The sequence below is a fragment of the Devosia sp. GW821-FHT12F11 genome, from assembly GCF_058806655.1.
On the sequence record NZ_JBXAPX010000001.1, the window covers coordinates 302,527 to 319,906 of the forward strand.

A 17,380-nucleotide genomic window follows, 5' to 3' on the forward strand; every position below is an offset into this window, starting at 1 on the left:
CCGCAAGGGCGCGGCTGCGCCTACGCCACCTCCGGCCGCCCCCGCCCCGTCACACTATCCACCTGCTCCAGCGCCGGCCGCACTTCGATGCTCGCCACCCGCATGATCGGGCTGGTTTTCGCCAGGGCGATCGCTTCGTCGATATCCTTCGCCTCGATCAGGAAGAAGCCGCCCAGATGCTCCTTGGCTTCGACGAACGGCCCGTCGGTGCTGGAGAATTTTCCCGCCCGCCGCCGCACCGTCACCGCCGCCTGCGGCGCTTCGAGCGGCTGCGCCAGGATCAGCTTGCCGCTGTCGCGCAGCCCCCAGTCGAAGGCGATCGAGTCATCGGCCAGCTGGCGGCCTTCGGCTTCGGTCAGTGCGCCCATAGCGACGCTGTCGATGTAGACGAGACACACGAACTTCATTGGAAGCACCTCCTGTTTGCGAGGCTAGTCGAAGCGAGGTTGGGGGATTCGACATTCCGGGAAGGGCAGCAATGAGTTGGCCGAGGTCACCCACCATCTCTCCACCCCACCGGGTGTCATCCCAGCGAAAGCTGGGACCCAACGACCCGCCAGCGCCAACCGCGAAATGGGTCCCTGCTTTCGCAGGGATGACATCGCGTCGGTGGGGTAAAATCGTGCACACCGACAGCAATGAGCCTACCGCGCCCGCAGCTGCTCGCGGAACCCCCGCATCCCCACCAGCTCCAGCCCGAGCTCGGCATAGATCGTCTCCACCGCGCCGGAGCGGAACAGCTCGTACTCGGCGAGCCGCAGCGGCGCGTCATCGGAGATCATCGCGATGTCGCCCGGCCTGGTGAAGTGGAACGCCCCCCAGTTAAGCCCTGGCTTGGCGCTGTCGAGGATGCCGCGATAATCCGCCGCCGTCGGGCTGAGATTGCCGAACGGCGTCGACACCACGCCGTCGAACAGCGGATTGCCGCGCGCTGCTGCCTTGGCCCAGGCGCGGTCGAGCGCCACTGACGGCTCGACCCAGGCATCCTGCGGGCCGGGCAGGAAGATCGGCAGCGCATAGTCGGCGCCAAGCTGTTCATAAAGCTCGACGAACTCCGGCAACCACACCGTGCCCATATGCGCATCGAGATGCGTGACGTCGATGCCGGCCGCCAGCGCCGCATCGATCTGCGCCCGCAACTCGGCCTCCACCGCCGCCACGTCCGCACCCTGCATATCCGCCACCCGGCGCGGCATGAAGCCTTCGGCGTCGCACATGCCGTTATCGGCGGTGCCGGTCATCGGCCGCCAGCGGAAGCGGTCGAACTCTGATGTCAGCGTCAGGTGCACGCCGATATCGAGTTCGGGGTTGTCGCGGGCCAGTTGCGCCATATGCGGGAACCATGGGCACGGCACCATCACCGAGCCGCAGGTCACCACGCCCTGCTCGCAGAGCTCGAGGAACGCCATGTTTGCGCTCCAGCTCGCCCCCAGATCGTCGTGGTGCACCACCACCTGCCGCAGCGCCTGCATCGAATCGTCTCCCTCGTTCTCCGCCAGCTGTGTAGCAGCCGTCGGGCGTAGCGCGGGAGTCTGGGTTCGCTGTCGCGCTTTCGAACCGGAAAAGTCTGCAACTTTTCCTGAAAGCGCTCTAGCCCGCCGCCTGCATCGGTTCGCCCTGCCGATAGGTGTTCTGGATCTTGTTGCCGGCGCTCTGCCCGCCATCGATCGGAACCACTGCGCCGGTAACGAAACTGGCCGCATCCGAGGCAAGCCAGCTCACCACCTGCGCCACTTCCTCCACACGCCCGATCCGCCGCATCGGCGTCGCGAGCCCGGCCTGCCGCTGCGCTTCGGGGCCCGCCGCCTCGAGATGGTGGGCGAGGATCGGCCCCGGCGCCACCACGTTCACCCGGATGCCGCGATCCGCATAGTCGAGCGCCGCGACCTTGCTGAGCCCGATGATCCCGGCCTTGCCGGACACATAGGCGGCAAGCCCCGACACCCCGATCACCCCGGCCAAGGACGCCATGTTGACGATCGCCCCGCCGCCAGTCTTGAGCATCGCCGTGATCTGGTGCCGCATACCGATAAAAGTGCCGCGCACATTGGTGCGGATGCCCCGATCGAAGCCGTCGAGATCGAGCTCGGCCAGCGGCGCCGGCCGCGGCCCGTCGGTCGCATTGTTGAAGGCGATGTCGAGCCGCCCGAAGGCCGCGAGCCCCGCCTCTACTGCCCGCTGCATCGCCGCGTCATCAGCCACATCCGCCGCGACCACGAGGGCCCGGCCTCCCGCCTGGCGAATGCGCTCGGCCAGCACCTTGGTCGGCTCCACCGACCGCGCCACCAGCACCACTGCCGCCCCCTCCTGCGCCAACAGCTCGGCCGTTGCGGCGCCAATGCCCTTGCTGGCCCCGGCGACCAGCGCCACCTTGCCGTCATGCCGTCCGCTCATCGTCATGCTCCGTTATTTGTTGCATAGCAAATATGGTACTACTCGAAATATATGCAAGGGACCAGCTCGTGCTAGGCTGCGCGCATGAAACCTGCCACCGCTGAGTTGGCCGCCGACACCTGGCGGCTGATGTTCGATTTCTTCATCAGCACCAACCCGCAGCGCAGCGAGAGCCTGCAGCGGCGCGGCCTGACGCCCAACGATTCGCGCATCCTCAACAGCCTCGACACCGTGGGACGTCCGATCGGCGAGCTGGCGCGGCAGTTCAACAGCGACCCCTCGAACACCACCTGGGTGGTCGATCGGCTGGAGCAGGCCGGCTATGTCGAGCGCCGCCCCTCGCCCACCGACCGGCGGGTGAAGCTCGTCGCCCTCACCCCGCTGGGTCTCGAGACCCAGACCGCGCTGCTGGCCGAGTTCCGCGTGCCACCGCCCGGCCTCGCCGCCCTGAGCAGCGCCGAGCTCGAAACGCTGCACCGCCTGTTTTCAAAGCTCACCCCATCAACCACCGACAGGTGACCTCATGCGCATCATCGTCATCGGCGGCAGCGGCCGCACCGGCATCCTGATCGTCGAAAAGCTGGTGGCCGCCGGCCACTCGGTGGTCGCTACCATCCGCAACCCCAAACGCATGGCCGAAACGGTGAAGCGTGGCGCCGAGACCATCGTGCTCGATCTCGACAAATCGCCGCTGAGCGATTTCACCGCCACCATGAAGGGCGCCGATGCCGTGGTGTTCGCCGCCGGCTCGGCCGCCGGCGAAAGCAGCGCGCTCGATCGCATCGGCACCCGCCGCACCGTGCATGCTGCCGAGAATGCCGGAGTGAAGCGCTACCTCTCGATCTCCGCCATCGGCGCCAGCACCGGGCTTTCCACCCGCTCGATGGATGACGAGATGAAGGACTATTACAAGCAGAAGCGCGCCGCGGCGAAGTTCATCACCGGCTCCAGCCTCGACTGGACCATCCTCGAGCCGGGCGAACTCACCGATGGCGGCGGCACCGGTAAGGTGTTGCTGAGCCAGCAGGCGATCAACGAGGAATCGGTGCCGCGAGAGGACGTTGCGGCGGTCACCCTGGCGCTACTCGAAGAGCCCAAGACGGCCGGCAAGGTCTTCCAGCTCACCCGCGGCACCCAAACCATCGCCGCTGCCCTCAAGGCGGCGCTCAGCTGATGGATCAGAAGATCGGCCCGCTGCTCGGCTCCGGCAAGATGGCCGAAGCCTTCCACTACGGCGACCACGTGCTGAAGCTCTATCGCGACCCCACCAATCGCTCGGTGGCCTTCGGCGAAGCCGCCATCCTCGCCATTGTCGGCGAGCACCGCCTCCCGACCCCGGCGGTGCACCAGGCCGGCCCCTATGCCGGCCGCTGGGGCCTCGTCATGGACCGCGCCCCCGGCGAGCCGCTCGCGAGCCTCGCCAGCGCCGATCCGGGGCTGCTGCCCGCAGCGCTCGAGGCGATGGTACAGCTCCACCTCGCTATCCATGCCCGCACCGAAGTTCGCCTTTCGCCGCTGAAGCCGCGCCTCGCCGACCGCCTCGGCCGCGTCGACCTCGATGCCGCGCTGCGCACGAGCCTCTTGGCGCGGCTGGCCGAGCTGCCGGAAGGCAACCGCCTCTGCCACGGCGATTTCCACCCCTTCAACATCATCGGCCCACCCGGTGCGGCGATGATCGTCGATTGGCCCGACGCCACCTCCGGCCCACCCGCCGCCGACGTCGCCCGCTCCTACGTGCTGATGCGCCACGGCGCCGGCCACGAATTGGCCGACGCGTATCTCGCGCAGTACCTGGCGGCGAGCGAGCTCACGGAAGCCGACATCCAGGCGTGGCTGCCGATCATCGCTGCCGCGCGCTTGGCCGAGAATGTGCCGGAGGAGAATGAGCGGCTGCTGGCGCTGGCGCGGGGGTAGCTACTTCGGACCCACCAAGCTCGCCCACCCACCGGCCGGTGTTTTGGGCTGGTTCGAGCCTAAGTATCCCCCGCACCGGCCCATCACGCAGCTCGATGCGATATACCCCTCATGGCACCACCACCAGCTTCCCCAGCGCCTGCCCGTCGCCGATCCGTTGAAACGCCTCGGCGGTCTCCGCCAGCGGATACACCCGGTCGATCGCCGGCTTCACCGCGCCAGTTGCGATCAGCGCGCCCAGTTCCGCCAGCTGCCCGACATCCGGCTGGTGCAGCACCAGCCCGAGCTGTTGCCCGTCGGGCTTCGAGCTCATCGCCCCGAGTGTTGCCACCGCGAGGATGGTCGGCGTCGTGCCGCCCACCACCGCCAGCCGCCCGGTCGGCGTGAGCACGCGGCGATACTGCGCCAGCGGTCGCGACGCCACCATGTCGACGATCAGGTCGTAGCGCTCGCTGCCCGCGGCAAAGTCCTCGGCGCGATAGTCGGTCACCCGGTCCGCCCCCACCCGGCGCATCAGCTCGAGCTTTTCTGCCCGGTCGACACCGGTCACGGCAGCGCCGGCGCGCTTGGCCAGCTGGATCGCAAACGTTCCCGCGCCACCACCGCCGCCATTGACCAGCACCTGGTCACCGGCCCGCACCTCGCCCTTCCAACGCAAACCCTGCCACGCCAGCAGCCCCGCCTGCGGCGTCGCCGCAGCGGCTTCGAAACCGACGCCGTCAGGAATCCGCGCCAACGCCGATTCCGGCGCCGCGACATACTCGGCGAACCCGCCCCAGTTGGCCCCGCTGAGATCGCCGAACACCCTGTCGCCGACGGCCAGGCGGCCCACTCCCGCGCCCAGAGCCTCGACGATGCCGGCAATGTCGGCGCCGAGGATCGCGTGCTGCGGCCGCCACAACCCGCCCAACCGCGCGAGGAACGGCTTGCCGCGCAACAGGTCCCAATCCCACGAATTGAGCGACGCCGCCTTGACCCGGACCAGCACCTCGCCCGGCCCCGGAACCGGCTGCGCCACCGCGGCGAGCCGCAGTTGCTCCACCCCGCCATATGCCGAATAGACCACTGCCCGCACCGCACCCTCCCGATCCCCGCAGCACTCTCTGCCGCCGGCGAGCCGCTTGACAAGTCCGAGGCTTCGTTCGCTTTATGTTCTCATTTGCGCCACGGAGAATCCCGGATGGAGCCCGCCGCCACCATCCTCCACGCCGATCTCGATGCCTTCTACGCCTCGGTCGAGCAGCTGTTGAATCCGGAGTTGCGCGGCAAGCCGATCGCCGTCGGCGGCGGCGTGGTGCTGGCCGCGTCGTACGAGGCCAAGGCTTTCGGGGTGCATGGCGGCATGTCGGGCTGGGCGGCCAAGGAGCTCTGCCCCGAGCTGATCTTCACCGGCGGGCATTTCGAGGAGTACCAGCGGCTAGGCGACGCGGCGATCGGCATCCTCGACGACTACACCCCGCTGGTCGAGCGCATCTCGATCGACGAAGCCTTTGCCGATGTCGCCGGCTGCGAGCACCTGTTCGGCAGCCCCGAAAGCATCGCCCGCACGGTTCGCGCCCGGGTCCGCGCCGAGCTCGGCCTCCCCATCTCGGTCGGCGTGGCGCGCACGAAGCACCTCGCCAAGATCGCCTCGCAGGTGGCCAAGCCCGATGGCCTCGTCGTCGTCGATCCCTCGCGCGAGCTGGAGTTCCTGCACCCGCTGCCGGTCGGGCTGATGTGGGGCGTCGGCCCCGTCACCGAGGGCAAGCTCGAGGATGAGGGCATCCTCACCATCGGCCAGTTGGCCGAGCAGCGCACCGAGTGGGTGCAGCGCATCCTCGGCCATGCCGCCGGCGAAAAGCTCAGCGCACTGGCCTGGAACCGCGATCCAAGGGGCATCGTCACCAACCAGCGCGCCCGCTCCGCCGGGGCCCAGTCGGCGCTCGGCAAGAAGCCGTTCATCGAGCGCATCTACCGCCCGACCCTGCACCATCTCGCCGATCGCATCGCCTCGCGGCTCAGGGTGAAATCCTGGCACGGCCACACCATCACCGCGCGCGTCCGCTTCCGCGACCTGCGCGCCGTCACCCGCTCGATCACCATCGACCAGCCGATTTCGGCCACCGTCAGCCTGGCCGAGATCGCCGAGGACCTGGTGCGCGTCGTCCAGGCCGATCACCCCGACGAGCGCACCATCACGCTGCTGGCCATCTCGGTGGCGCAGCTGGAACGCGATCCGCTGGTACAGCTCGAACTGCCGCTGGGCTTTAGCGACGAAGCCCGCCGCCCCGGCACCCGGCGCGGCGCCTCGCGCCTCATCGCCGATCGCGCCATGGATGCGGTCCGCACCCGCTTCGGCCGCGAAGCCATCGGCTATGCCTCGGCGACGCTGGAGCTCGATCGCTCGGTCCCCGACGCCTTCCGCGGCTTGGCGGAGAAGCCGCTGTAGCCAGCCTACTGGGCACTGACCTCCCCCATCCATGGTGTCACCCCGTACCAGTCCCCCAAACTCGGTGTCATCCCCGCGAAAGCGGGGAACTCCGTTTGCGATCGTGCAGTGGGCACTAAAACAGAGGTTCCCGCTTTCGCGGGAATGACCCGGTGGGTGGGGCACGACCCTGTGGGTGAGGCAAGCTTGGGTGCCCTCACCGGCGATGAGCGTTACACCCTGCGATAGATCAGCTTCACCACCCCGCTATCGAAGCGTTCGCTGTCGACTAGCTCGATATCGAAGCGCCGCTCCAGGTTGTCGAGCAACCGCCGGCCTTTGCCGAGCACGATCGGGTGGATCAGCCAGTGGTACTCATCGACCAGACCGAGATTGGTCAGTTGCTGCACGATGGTGGCACTGCCATAGGTGAGGATGTCGCCACCCGAACGCGCCTTGAATTCCTTGACCCTGGCCGCATCGAGCTCGCGCCACAGCTCCGAGGTCGGCCACTTCGCCGCCTGCAGGTTGTGCGAGATCACCACCTTGTGCAGCGCATTGATCCGCTCGGCATAGGTCTTCTCCCACGCCGCGGCATTGGGGTTGGCGGGAACGGCCGGCCAGTACTGCGCGAAATCCTGGTAGGTGCCCTTGCCGAGCAGCAGGCTGCCGGCGCCGTTGACCAGCCCGATCTCGTAACTCGACAGCTGGTCGTCGCCGCGGATCCAGTCCATCTCGCCCATCGGGCCGGCGATGAAACCGTCGAGGCTGATCCAGTGTGTGCTGATGAGCTTGTTCATTTGCCTTCTCCGTAATCAACAGGATTGTTAATCAACATAATTGTTGATTACGACGGGAGGTCAACCCTGTCAAGCAGCAGCCGCATTTCCGCCATCCGTGCCTGCGAGCCATTTGCGCCAGGGGTTTTGGGGGATTTCGTTGCGCAGACTGCTGATCGCGCTGGTGCTGGTGCTGGCTGGTGCGGTGACGGCCACCCTCGCCTATGCTCCCTACCTGCCGCAGCTGGTCGCCGAAGGTGTGCCACCGCTCATCTGGCCGGCGCCCGGCCACTTCGCCAGCATCGAGGGCGCCGCAACGCCGCGTGATCTGCACGTCGCCGACACGGCCAGCACCCGTCCATTGCAACCCGACCTCGAGGCCGCCTTCACCGAAAAGCGCGGCAAGGCCTTGCTCGTCGCCCGCGCCGGTCGGCTCGAACTCGAGCACTACGCGTCGGGTCTCTCCGCCGAAACCCGCTTCAACTCGTTCTCGATGGCCAAGAGCCTCGTCGGCGCGCTGATCTACAAGGCGCTGGCCGAAGGCCGGCTCAAGAACCTCGACCAGACTCTGGGCGAGCTCTTGCCCGACGATCGCGGCCTCGCCGGCGTCACGCTGGGCGCGCTGCTGGCAATGCGCAGCGGCATCGCCTTCGACCATGGCGAGGGCAAAGCTGGCGCCGTCAGCGGCGACAAGACCGTCGATACCTCGGCCAATCCGTTCGGCCCGCTGGCGCGGCTGCATTTCCTGGGGCTCGGCGCCATCGAGGGCGGCCTCGTCACCGACGCCAGGACGGCGTCCGCGTTCAACTACCAGAACGTCAACACCGCGCTGCTCGGCGAGGTGCTCGAAACTGTCTATGGGCAGGGTCTCGCTGAGCTGCTGGCCGAAAAGCTCTGGCGCCCGGCCGGCGCGGCGACCTCCGCCTGGCGCCAACCCGCCCCAGGCGCCCCGGTTTCCGCTTATTGCTGCATCTATGCCACGGCGCGCGACTGGATCCGCATCGGCCAGTACCTGATCGAGAACGGCACGCCGGAAGCGCCGTTCCTCCCCACCCCGCTGTGGCGCGAGTTCCTCGGCCTCGATGTCGGCACGGCCGCGCGGCTCAAGGACAATTATGGCCAGCACCTGCGCCAGAACGTGCTCGATCGCGCCGGCCAGGCGCTGCAGGGGCCGTTCACCTACCTGATAGGCCAGGGCGGCCAGGTGCTCTACCTGCTCCCCGAACAGCAACTGGTGGTCTACCGCGCCGGCGAAACCGTGCAGCTACTGCACTCGACGCTCTACGGCGCCTGGAACAGCATCTCGCGGTAGGCTAGCCACCTCTCCGTTGGGTGCACGATACGCTCCACACACTCGGTGTCATCCCTGCGAAAGCAGGGACCCAACTCACCGTCCCCACCAGCCGATAGATGGGTCCCAGCTTTCGCTGGGATGACACCCGGGGAGGAGGCGAGGTTGTGGGCCACCTCATCTGAAAGCACTCAAGCCCCGCGCAGCACCGCGATCACCCGGTCCGCCATGTGCGCGCAACGCGCCCCGTCGAACGGATAGAGCTCGGCGAACGAGCCGCGCAGCTGCTCTTCCAGCACCACGCGCAGCATGCGCCGCGCCCGGTGCAGCCGGGTCTTCACTGTCTCGGGTTTGATGTTGAGGTGCTCCGCCGTCTCCTCGGTGCTGAGCCCCTCGACGTCGCGCAAGACGAACACCGTGCGAAATCCCTCGGGAAGGCCGTCGATGGCGGTCTCCAGCAGTTGGCGCATCTCGGATCGGGCAGCCTCCATGTCGGCGGGGAGTGGGGCGAGCGACAGCGGGAACAGCGACACCAGGCCCGCGTCGGCGCTCACCGCATGGTCGAGCGCTTCGAGTTCGCTGGTGGCCTTCCGGCGCCTGAGCCGCGACACCGCTTCGTTGAGCGCGATGCGAGTCAGCCAGGTGGAAAAGCTCGCCTCACCCCGAAAACTCGCGAGTGCCGTGAAGGCCTTCACATAGGTCTCCTGCACCACGTCTTCGGCTTCACCGTCATTGCGCAAAACGCTCCGCGCCGCGCGAAACAGCCGCTGGTTATTGCGCTCGATCAGAAGGCGAATAGCGTTCTCGTCGCCGTGCCGGGCCAGCGCCACCAACTCCGCCTCGCTCAGGTCGGCAAGTTCACCGTGCGATTTCACCAAGGTCAGCATCGCGATCCTCCATCGCCCGGTTGGACGATCGCCCGGGCGAAAAAGTTCCCAATGCTAGCACGAATGCAAAAGGGCCGGAGCGATGCTCCAGCCCTTCAAAACTGTCCGGCGGTGCATAGGTAGCGCAACGCCTCAGTTTCTACATATGGGTCACAAGGGACTTGCTTCAAGCCCCCCACCCTGCGCTACCACCACCGCCATGCGCCAACGATCTGGTCCCTCGCGACCTGGTCCCTCGTCGCGCCCCGACATTGACTTTCGCCTCATCAACGCTTAATCCGCCGCTTAACTATTTTCGCGGCGAACGCTGTCGATTTCGTCACCGGTCGCTCGTCGTACTGGTGAAGCCAAGGAGATTTCCCGATGACCCCGCCGGTAATTGCCGCCCCCATGCAAGGGCGATATGCGCCCTGCGGACTGGCCTCCGCCACCCCGCCTGTGCCATTCAACCACCCTGTTTTTGTTTCCTTTCAGCGCAAGGCAGGCCGCAAATGACCTCCGAAACGATGACCGACGTCCCGTCGACTGCCGCCACCGCGCCCGTCGATTCCTCCACCGCCGCCCGCAACCGGCTGGTGATTGCGCTGCTGCTCGTCTCCACCTTCGTGGTGTTCCTCAACGAAACCATCATGAGCGTGGCGATCCAGCCGCTGATGACCGATCTCGGCGTCACTGCCAGCGCGGCGCAGTGGCTGACCACGGCGTTCCTGCTCACCATGGCGGTGGTCATTCCGATCACCGGCTTCCTGCTGCAGCGCATCAACACCCGGCCGATCTACATGCTCGCCATGGCGATCTTCTCGGTGGGCACGCTGATCTGCGCCGTCTCCCCGGGCCTTGAGCTGCTGGTGTTCGGCCGCGTCATCCAGGCCGTCGGCACGGCGATCATGATGCCGCTGCTGATGACCACGGTGATGACGCTGGTGCCGCCCGAATCGCGCGGCAAGACCATGGGCAACATCTCGATCGTCATGTCGGTGGCGCCCGCCATCGGCCCGACCATCGGCGGCTTCATCCTCACCCACTTCGAGTGGCGCTTCATGTTCATCCTGGTGCTGCCGATTGCCCTGGCGGCGCTGGCGCTGGGCGCCTGGCGGATGAAGAACGTCTCGACCCCGCGCTCGACCCCGCTCGACTTCATCTCGGTCGTGCTGTCGGTGCTCGCCTTTGGCGGCATCGTCTATGGCCTCTCAAGCTTCGGCGAAGCGGCGTCTGCCGCCGGCGAGCACGGCATGTCGCCGTGGATTCCGCTCGGCATCGGCCTCGTCACCATGGTGCTGTTCGTCTGGCGCCAGCTCACGCTGCAGGACAAGGCGCTGCTCGACCTGCGCACCTTCGCCATCACCAACTACACCCTGTCGGTGGTGATGATGGCGATCGCCATGATGGCGCTGTTCGGCGTCATCATCCTGCTGCCGCTGTTCCTGCAGAACGTCATCAAGCTCGATCCGCTGCAGATCGGCATGATGCTGCTGCCCGGTAGCCTGATGATGGGGCTGCTCGGCCCGATCGTCGGCCGGCTCTACGACAAGTGGGGCACCACGCGCCTCCTGGTGCCCGGCTCGATCGTTGTCAGCGCCGTGCTCTGGGGTTTGACCCTGGTCGATCAGAACACCTCGATCTGGGTGATCCTCGCCGGCCATATCGCGCTCTGCATCGGCCTCGCCATCATGTTCACGCCGCTGTTCACCGCGTCGCTGAGTTCGCTCCCCATGCAGCTTTACTCGCATGGCTCGGCCATTCTCGGATCGGTGCAGCAGGTGGCAGGCGCCGCCGGCGTGGCGCTGTTCATCGCGCTGATGACCATCCAGTCCACCGCGCTGACGGCTGCCGGAACCGAACCGGTGACGGCACTTGCCGCCGGCATCCGCACCGGCTTCATGACTGGCGCGATCATCTCGCTGTTCGCCATCGTCGCGGCCTTCTTCGTCAAGAAGCCGCCGGCGAACCCGGAAATGGCCGGCATGGGTGGGCACTAAGCATTTAGTGCTTCACGTGAATCACTGATTTCCTCGGGCGCCGGATCCCCTCCGGCGCCCGATTTCTTTCGCGCCCCTGTCGAAATGGCCGCGCTTCGCCCGACATTGTTTTGAGAGCAATGAGGGAATGCGACATGACCGAGATCACCCAGCTGATGGACGGAATCCTGCTCGGGGAATGCCCGCGCTGGCATGATAACAAGCTCTGGTTCGCCGACTGGGTCGGCCAGAAGCTCTACACCATCGACGCCGAGGGCCGCTCGGCCGTCGAGGCGGAGATCGCCTCCCTGCCCTTCTCGTTCGACTGGCTGCCCGATGGCCGGATGCTCCTGGTGCACGCCGCCGACAACGAGCTGAAGCTGCGCCAGCCCGATGGCAGTTTTGCCTGCTTCGCCGATCTTTCCGGCCTGTCGGAGCGCGGCTGCAACGAGATCACCGTGCACCCAAAGGGCCACATCTACGTCAACAATGTCGATTTCGACTTTCCCGGCGGCGAGTTCCGCCCCGGCTTCATCGCGCTCGTCGGGCCCGACGGCACCAGCCGCAAGGTCGCCGAAGGCCTCGCCTTCCCCAACGGCATGGCCATTCTCGCTGATGGCAGGACGCTGGTCTGCGCCGAGTCGTTCAACGGCAACCTCACCGCCTTCGACATCGGTGAGGACGGGAACCTGAGCAATCGCCGGCTCTGGGGCAATGTCGGTGAATACGGCAATGACGGCATCTGCGCCGATGCCGAAGGCGCCATCTGGACCTCCACCGGCCCCACGGTGCTGCGCATCCGCGATGGCGGCGAGATCGTCGAAAAGTTCGAGCTCGATCGCATGTGCTTCGCCGTGATGCTCGGCGGCCCCGATGGCAAGACGCTTTACATGGTCGCCAACGAATGGACGGGCAGTGTCGATGTCAGCCTACCTACCGGCCGCGTGTTCAGCACCCGGGTTGCGGTGCCGCATGCGGGTTATCCGTAGGGGTGAGGGTCAGCCCGCGCCGGCGCTGGTTTGGGGCGCCCCCAGCCGCTCGAACGCACTCGGCCTCGCGGGCGCGGCCAGCACTGCCGCAATCGCCGCAACGCACTGCTCCGGCGTCATCACCGAGCTATCCACCTCGAGATCGTAGACCCCCGGCTGGTGCACCGCCTCCTGCCAGCGCCGGACCGGCTCCGGCACCCCGGCACCCCCGACGTAGAAGCCGCCCTGCGGGTCGGCATTGCGTCGCGCCATGATGGTTTCGATCGGGCACCGCACCCCGACGAACAGCACCGGCAAGCTGCTGAGCCGCCGGGCCGATGCCTGGAGAATGCCGAGCGGCCGCGAGTAGCTGTCATGATGGCCGACATCGACCACTACATCCTCGCCGGCGCCGGCCCGTTCCGCGATCTCGTCGTAAAGCTCGGCATAGAGCCGCACCACGGTCGGCTCGAGGTCCGGCCGCTCGCCGCCAGGCCTCAGCCCGATCCCCGGCAGCATGTCCTTGGGCAGCGCCGCATTCATCCGGTCGACGCCGAGGTTTACCCAGTGCCCCGGCAGCTGGGCCATGATGGCCCGCGCGATCGAGGATTTCCCGGCCCGTGGCGTACCGTTGAGAATGACGATCCGTCCGCTCATTGCTGCCCCTCGTGGTGCTGAAAAAGAGAAAGGCGCTCAACCCGTAAGGGGAGCGCCTTTCATTGGCTGGGACCAGGTCGCCGGGAGGGACAGCGCCCCGATCCAACCGTTGACCGATATATGTGAACCCGGTTTCACGGTTTCAAGGGGTCCGTCGTTCTTCTATTCGATGCGGTTGCCGGGCTGGCTGTGGCCGCCCTGGTGCAGCGTCAGGCTCGTTGCCTTGCCGTCCGCGCCGAGCTCAAAACTCAGCTGCGCATCCACTGCCTTGTAGAAGAACGTCGTCTCGTTCTCGGCGAACACCGGGAGCTTCGCCTGCCCCGTCGCCTGGACGAACAGCCCGTCGCCCTCGCGCGTCACCTCAAGCACGAAGGCCGGGGTCAGCGCATATTTGCCGACATAGCGGTCGAGCAGCGCCGGATCGGTCTCGACCGCCTGGCGCAGTTTCGGCATCGGAGCCAGCGGCAGGTTCTCGGCGAGGAGGTGGAAGCCGATATCCTCGATCCCCACCGCGCTCGCCATGTTGGAGAGCACCACCACGCCCTTGCGGCTCTGCCGATCGTAGCCGGCGAAGGCGTTGTAGCCGCCGGTCATGCCGTTGTGCCAGGCGATCTCGCCCTCGGGGTGACTGAGCGTGAACCAGCCCAGCCCGACCTTGCCGCCGTTCGGATCGGACGCCCGGGTCCGCTCCAGCATGATGGTAAGGGCAGGGTCGAGTGGCGAGGGCACCGCCCCGCTCGCCGCGGCAATGAACTTGCTGACATCGGCAACGGTCGAACGCAGCGCCCCGGCGCCGGCAAACACCTCGAGGTCCCAGTTGCTCACCGGGTTGCGCGCCGCGTCGTGTCCGCGCGCCAGCCGTCCCTCGAGCTCGGGCGTGGTGGTCAGCGCCGTCTCGGTCATTTCGAGCGGCGTGAAGATACGCTCATCGAGCAGGCTGGCGTAGCTCTTGCCGGTGACGTGCTCGACCGCCTGCGCCACCAGCGCCAGGCCGATATTGGAGTACTCGAACTCCGCCCCGATATCGCGCGGCAGCTGGTAGCTCGCGAGGAACCGATAGAGCTGGTCCGCGCCATAGCCGGCATAGGGGTTTGCCGGATTGGCCGCGCCAAGCCCTGGTGGCACCGACGGCAGGCCCGATGAATGGGTCACCAGGTCGAACGCGGTGATCTGCTTGCCGCCGCGCTCGGGCAGTATCGTGCCATCAGGCAGGTAGGTGACGACCGGCGCGTCGAGGTCGATCGTCCCGGCCAGCACCTCCTGAGCCAGCAGCACATTGGTGAACAGCTTGGTGACCGAGCCGATCTCGAACACCGTGTGTTCGTCGATCGCTTCTGCAACGCCGAGATCAGGATGGCCGTAGGAGACGAAGCGCGGTACGCCGTTTTCGATCACCGCGACGGCGATGCCGACATTCTGCTCGGCGGTATCGATGCGCTCGACCAGGATCTGTTCGATCGCCGCATCGCTCGGGCTCTGCGCCACGGTGGCGGCTGTCGGCAGCAGGGTGGCGGCGAGTGCGGTCAGTACGGCTTTCATCCGGTCCTCCAAGGTGAGCCCCCGATATGGGGCTCACAATTGGAGGGACAAGCATTGCGCCAGGATTACCTGGTCGAACCGGCCGCGCAGACGCCTACTTCTCGGCCTTGGCCCGCTCGATCGATTCGAGGATCACCTGACGGGCATCATCGACGCCGCCGAGCTTTTCGATCTTGGCCCACTTGCCCGGCTCGAGATCCTTGTAGTGGGTGAAGAAGTGCTTCACCCGCTCGAGCTGGATCGGCTGCATGTCGGTGATGTCGTTGATCCCGTCATACATCTTGGTGAGCTTGGATACCGGCACGGCAAGGATCTTCTCGTCCTTGCCGCCATCGTCTTCCATGAACAGCACTCCGAACGGCCGGCAGCGCACCACCGCGCCCGGCACCAGCGGCCGCGAGTTCATCACGATCACGTCGAGCGGATCGCCGTCGCCGCACAGCGTATGCGGCACGAAACCGTAATTTCCCGGGTAGCGCATCGGGGTGTAGAGGAAGCGGTCGACGAACAGCGCACCCGAGGCCTTGTCGATCTCGTACTTGATCGGCTCACCGCCCAGCGGCACCTCGATGATCACGTTGAGGTCGTCGGGGGGATTCTTGCCGATCGGGATCGCGTCGATGTTCATTGGGTCTGCCTTGAGGTCCAGAGCGTTTCCAGGAAAAGTTGCAGACTTTTCCGGTTCGGAAGCGCGACAAACGGAAATTTCGAGACGGCAAGCGTTTCACTGAAACGATGGCCGGCTCGAGTTCGCGCGTTGTGGCCTATCCGGGGCCATGATTGCAAGGCATACGAATGCGCGGGTGGCATGCAGCCTTAAGGAGGATTTGCCGTGACCGGACGGTTTTTCGCCAGTGCGCTTTATGTCGCCGTCGGGCTTTTGCTCGCCGCACCGGCCGTCGCCCAGCAGATCGAATCGAGCGAGACCAACCTCGACCTCAACATCGATTGCACGGTGATGCAGTCCGATGATTTCGGTTCCACCTGGGCCTGCACCGGCCTCAAGGGCATGCCGGTCATGGTGTCCGAGAGCGATCTGCGGATGGCCGTCTCCTACGGCCTCAACTCGACTACCGAGAAAGCGGCCAAGCAGCGGCTGCAGCCGCCCAACCGGCTGGGCGACAAGATCGAGTGGCGCGTTTCCAACGCGGATGGCTATTGGAAGCCGTTCGCCTCGATCCTCCGCTTCTTCACCAAGGGCGAGGAGGGCAAGCCCGACGGCGAGGTGCTTGTGGTGACCAGGATCAGCCCCGGCGCCACCTGCCACATCGCCTATGTCGACGCGCTGGCCAACCCGGACGCCGAGAGTCTCGCCCGCCAGGCCGCCGACAGCAAGGCGAAGGATTTCGACTGCGAGACGGATGAGCCGGAATATGTGGGCAAGTTCGAGGCCTGGAAGCGCTGAGCGTTCCACACCCACGGTGTCACCCCGGCGAAGGCCGGGGCCCATCCTGAGATGTTCCGATCCAGCGCTAAGGCGACAGCACCAGACGGCGCCCCAAGCTCGGTGTCATCCCTGCGAAAGCAGGGACCCAACTCGCCCCAGCGCAAGTGGATAGGTGGCTCCCAGCTTTCGCTGGGATGACAGCCGGTGGGTGGGGCACGACCATGACTTGGCGCATATGCGCTTTCGCGGGGATGACCACCGCGGATGAGGATTAGGTGCGCGCCGCTACAGCCGCACCGCCGTGCCCGAAACCGAGACCATCAGCATCGAGCCTGCCTGCCCGACCACTTCGTAGTCGATATCGACCCCGACCACCGCGTCCGCCCCGAGGCGTTGCGCCTCGGCCCTGAGTTCATCGAAAGCGGTGTTGCGGGCGTCGCGCAGCGCCCCTTCATAGGCCCCGGCGCGCCCGCCGACGATGTCGCGGATCCCGGCGAACAGGTCCTTGAAGATATTGGCGCCGACGATCACCTCGCCGGTGACGATGCCGAGGTAATCACGAATCGGCCGGCCTTCGAGCGTCGGCGTGGTCGAGATGATGACCATGACTCAGGCCCGCGCCATCTGGTTGCGCAGCACCGTGCGGTCGCGCGACGATACCCCGATCAGCTCGGCGATGCGCCACACCATATTGTCCTCGAGCTCGTGGTTGCGCTTGTCGGCGAACACCACCTGCCACATCATCCGTATGATCTCGATCTTCTCGCCATCATCGAGCGAACTGAGCGCTGACGTGAAGCGATAGAAATCCACCGACTCCTGGTCCCGCTTGGTCGCCTCGGCGATCAGCTTCTTAACCTCGCCCTCGTCGAGTTCGTAATAATCCATCAGCGTGCCCTCGAGCGCCTGCCGTTCGGTCTCGCTGATCTGCCCGTCGATCGCGGCCAGATGTACCAGCAATGCCGCGACCGCCAGTTTCGGCTCCATGCTGAGCACAGTGGCATCGGGTCTCTGGAAGATGGAGCGCAACGCATCGAACATGGGAGGGAGTCCATTGGGAGAATGGAGGAAACATAGGCAGTCCTGCCCGATCGCGAAAGTGCCCCCTATGCCGCAGCGCGAGGATGTGAGCGGAACGTGCAGGATTCATCCGGCTTGACTCTCTAGTGGACTCTGGTGTTCCCTATTTGTTCTAATTA

19 protein-coding genes are annotated in these 17,380 nt (G+C 66.3%); 8 read left to right on the forward strand and 11 right to left on the reverse strand.

Going from position 1 to position 17,380, the window contains the following annotated elements:
- Positions 1–20: 20 nt before the first annotated feature.
- The 3 genes from AC1ROK_RS01550 to AC1ROK_RS01560 all read right to left on the reverse strand — a co-directional run bounded on the left by AC1ROK_RS01550 (position 21) and on the right by AC1ROK_RS01560 (position 2,394).
- Positions 21–407 carry a YciI family protein gene (locus tag AC1ROK_RS01550; RefSeq protein WP_492843157.1) on the reverse strand — a complete coding sequence of 129 codons (387 nt, stop codon included), beginning with the start codon at positions 405–407 and terminating at the stop codon, positions 21–23.
- Between the two features lie 237 nt (positions 408–644).
- Entirely contained in the window at positions 645–1,472 is an 828-nt protein-coding gene (locus AC1ROK_RS01555; protein WP_492843159.1) for a polysaccharide deacetylase family protein, read from the reverse strand.
- Between the two features lie 118 nt (positions 1,473–1,590).
- Positions 1,591–2,394, reverse strand: coding sequence for an SDR family NAD(P)-dependent oxidoreductase (locus tag AC1ROK_RS01560; protein WP_492843161.1), 804 nt, complete (start codon positions 2,392–2,394; stop codon positions 1,591–1,593).
- An 84-nt stretch (positions 2,395–2,478) separates the two neighbouring features.
- On the opposite strand from AC1ROK_RS01560, the gene AC1ROK_RS01565 reads away from it, so the two are divergent.
- From AC1ROK_RS01565 to AC1ROK_RS01575, 3 genes are read left to right on the forward strand one after another with little or no spacing between them, the layout of a single operon-like run.
- A complete protein-coding gene (locus AC1ROK_RS01565) occupies positions 2,479–2,913 on the forward strand; it encodes a MarR family winged helix-turn-helix transcriptional regulator (protein ID WP_492843163.1) in 435 nt (144 codons plus the stop codon).
- Between the two features lie 4 nt (positions 2,914–2,917).
- Positions 2,918–3,568, forward strand: coding sequence for an NAD(P)-dependent oxidoreductase (locus AC1ROK_RS01570; protein ID WP_492843165.1), 651 nt, complete (start codon positions 2,918–2,920; stop codon positions 3,566–3,568).
- Positions 3,568–4,308, forward strand: coding sequence for a phosphotransferase (locus AC1ROK_RS01575; protein ID WP_492843167.1), 741 nt, complete (start codon positions 3,568–3,570; stop codon positions 4,306–4,308). The genes AC1ROK_RS01570 and AC1ROK_RS01575 overlap by 1 nt, the downstream gene beginning before the upstream one ends.
- A 109-nt stretch (positions 4,309–4,417) precedes the next feature.
- Here AC1ROK_RS01575 and AC1ROK_RS01580 read toward each other — a convergent pair whose 3' ends face one another.
- Positions 4,418–5,383 carry an NAD(P)-dependent alcohol dehydrogenase gene (locus tag AC1ROK_RS01580; RefSeq protein WP_492843169.1) on the reverse strand — a complete coding sequence of 322 codons (966 nt, stop codon included), beginning with the start codon at positions 5,381–5,383 and terminating at the stop codon, positions 4,418–4,420.
- A gap of 105 nt (positions 5,384–5,488) precedes the next feature.
- Between AC1ROK_RS01580 and dinB the strand changes: the two genes are divergently transcribed.
- The gene (gene dinB / locus AC1ROK_RS01585) at positions 5,489–6,736 is read left to right on the forward strand and encodes a DNA polymerase IV (RefSeq protein ID WP_492843171.1); all 1,248 of its coding nucleotides are present in this window, start codon (positions 5,489–5,491) and stop codon (positions 6,734–6,736) included.
- Between the two features lie 212 nt (positions 6,737–6,948).
- Here dinB and AC1ROK_RS01590 read toward each other — a convergent pair whose 3' ends face one another.
- Positions 6,949–7,515, reverse strand: coding sequence for a dihydrofolate reductase family protein (locus AC1ROK_RS01590; protein WP_492843173.1), 567 nt, complete (start codon positions 7,513–7,515; stop codon positions 6,949–6,951).
- A 139-nt stretch (positions 7,516–7,654) separates the two neighbouring features.
- On the opposite strand from AC1ROK_RS01590, the gene AC1ROK_RS01595 reads away from it, so the two are divergent.
- Positions 7,655–8,806: a serine hydrolase domain-containing protein gene (locus tag AC1ROK_RS01595; RefSeq protein WP_492843175.1), complete on the forward strand. Its 1,152-nt coding sequence runs from the start codon at positions 7,655–7,657 to the stop codon at positions 8,804–8,806.
- 170 nt (positions 8,807–8,976) lie between these two features.
- Here the strand turns inward: AC1ROK_RS01595 and AC1ROK_RS01600 are convergent, their stop codons facing one another.
- Positions 8,977–9,672, reverse strand: a complete 696-nt coding sequence (locus tag AC1ROK_RS01600; protein ID WP_492843177.1) for an RNA polymerase sigma factor — start codon at positions 9,670–9,672, stop codon at positions 8,977–8,979.
- A 491-nt stretch (positions 9,673–10,163) separates the two neighbouring features.
- Here AC1ROK_RS01600 and AC1ROK_RS01605 point away from each other — a divergent pair, with 491 nt between their 5' ends.
- Complete coding sequence (locus AC1ROK_RS01605) at positions 10,164–11,651, forward strand: MDR family MFS transporter (RefSeq protein ID WP_492843179.1); 1,488 nt, start codon at positions 10,164–10,166, stop codon at positions 11,649–11,651.
- Positions 11,652–11,785: 134 nt separating this feature from the next.
- Positions 11,786–12,619: an SMP-30/gluconolactonase/LRE family protein gene (locus tag AC1ROK_RS01610; protein WP_492843181.1), complete on the forward strand. Its 834-nt coding sequence runs from the start codon at positions 11,786–11,788 to the stop codon at positions 12,617–12,619.
- A gap of 9 nt (positions 12,620–12,628) precedes the next feature.
- Here AC1ROK_RS01610 and AC1ROK_RS01615 read toward each other — a convergent pair whose 3' ends face one another.
- From AC1ROK_RS01615 to ppa, 3 genes are all read right to left on the reverse strand, one after another.
- The gene (locus AC1ROK_RS01615; RefSeq protein WP_492843182.1) at positions 12,629–13,255 is read right to left on the reverse strand and encodes a chloramphenicol phosphotransferase CPT family protein; all 627 of its coding nucleotides are present in this window, start codon (positions 13,253–13,255) and stop codon (positions 12,629–12,631) included.
- Positions 13,256–13,417: 162 nt separating this feature from the next.
- Positions 13,418–14,794, reverse strand: a complete 1,377-nt coding sequence (locus AC1ROK_RS01620) for a serine hydrolase (RefSeq protein WP_492843183.1) — start codon at positions 14,792–14,794, stop codon at positions 13,418–13,420.
- A 94-nt stretch (positions 14,795–14,888) separates the two neighbouring features.
- Positions 14,889–15,422: an inorganic diphosphatase gene (gene ppa, locus AC1ROK_RS01625; RefSeq protein ID WP_055874708.1), complete on the reverse strand. Its 534-nt coding sequence runs from the start codon at positions 15,420–15,422 to the stop codon at positions 14,889–14,891.
- A 204-nt stretch (positions 15,423–15,626) separates the two neighbouring features.
- Between ppa and AC1ROK_RS01630 the strand changes: the two genes are divergently transcribed.
- The gene (locus AC1ROK_RS01630; protein ID WP_492843184.1) at positions 15,627–16,199 is read left to right on the forward strand and encodes a hypothetical protein; all 573 of its coding nucleotides are present in this window, start codon (positions 15,627–15,629) and stop codon (positions 16,197–16,199) included.
- Between the two features lie 267 nt (positions 16,200–16,466).
- Here AC1ROK_RS01630 and AC1ROK_RS01635 read toward each other — a convergent pair whose 3' ends face one another.
- The gene (locus AC1ROK_RS01635) at positions 16,467–16,787 is read right to left on the reverse strand and encodes a heavy metal-binding domain-containing protein (RefSeq protein ID WP_492843185.1); all 321 of its coding nucleotides are present in this window, start codon (positions 16,785–16,787) and stop codon (positions 16,467–16,469) included.
- A gap of 3 nt (positions 16,788–16,790) precedes the next feature.
- A complete protein-coding gene (locus AC1ROK_RS01640; protein ID WP_492843186.1) occupies positions 16,791–17,222 on the reverse strand; it encodes a tellurite resistance TerB family protein in 432 nt (143 codons plus the stop codon).
- Between the last annotated feature and the right edge of the window lie 158 nt (positions 17,223–17,380).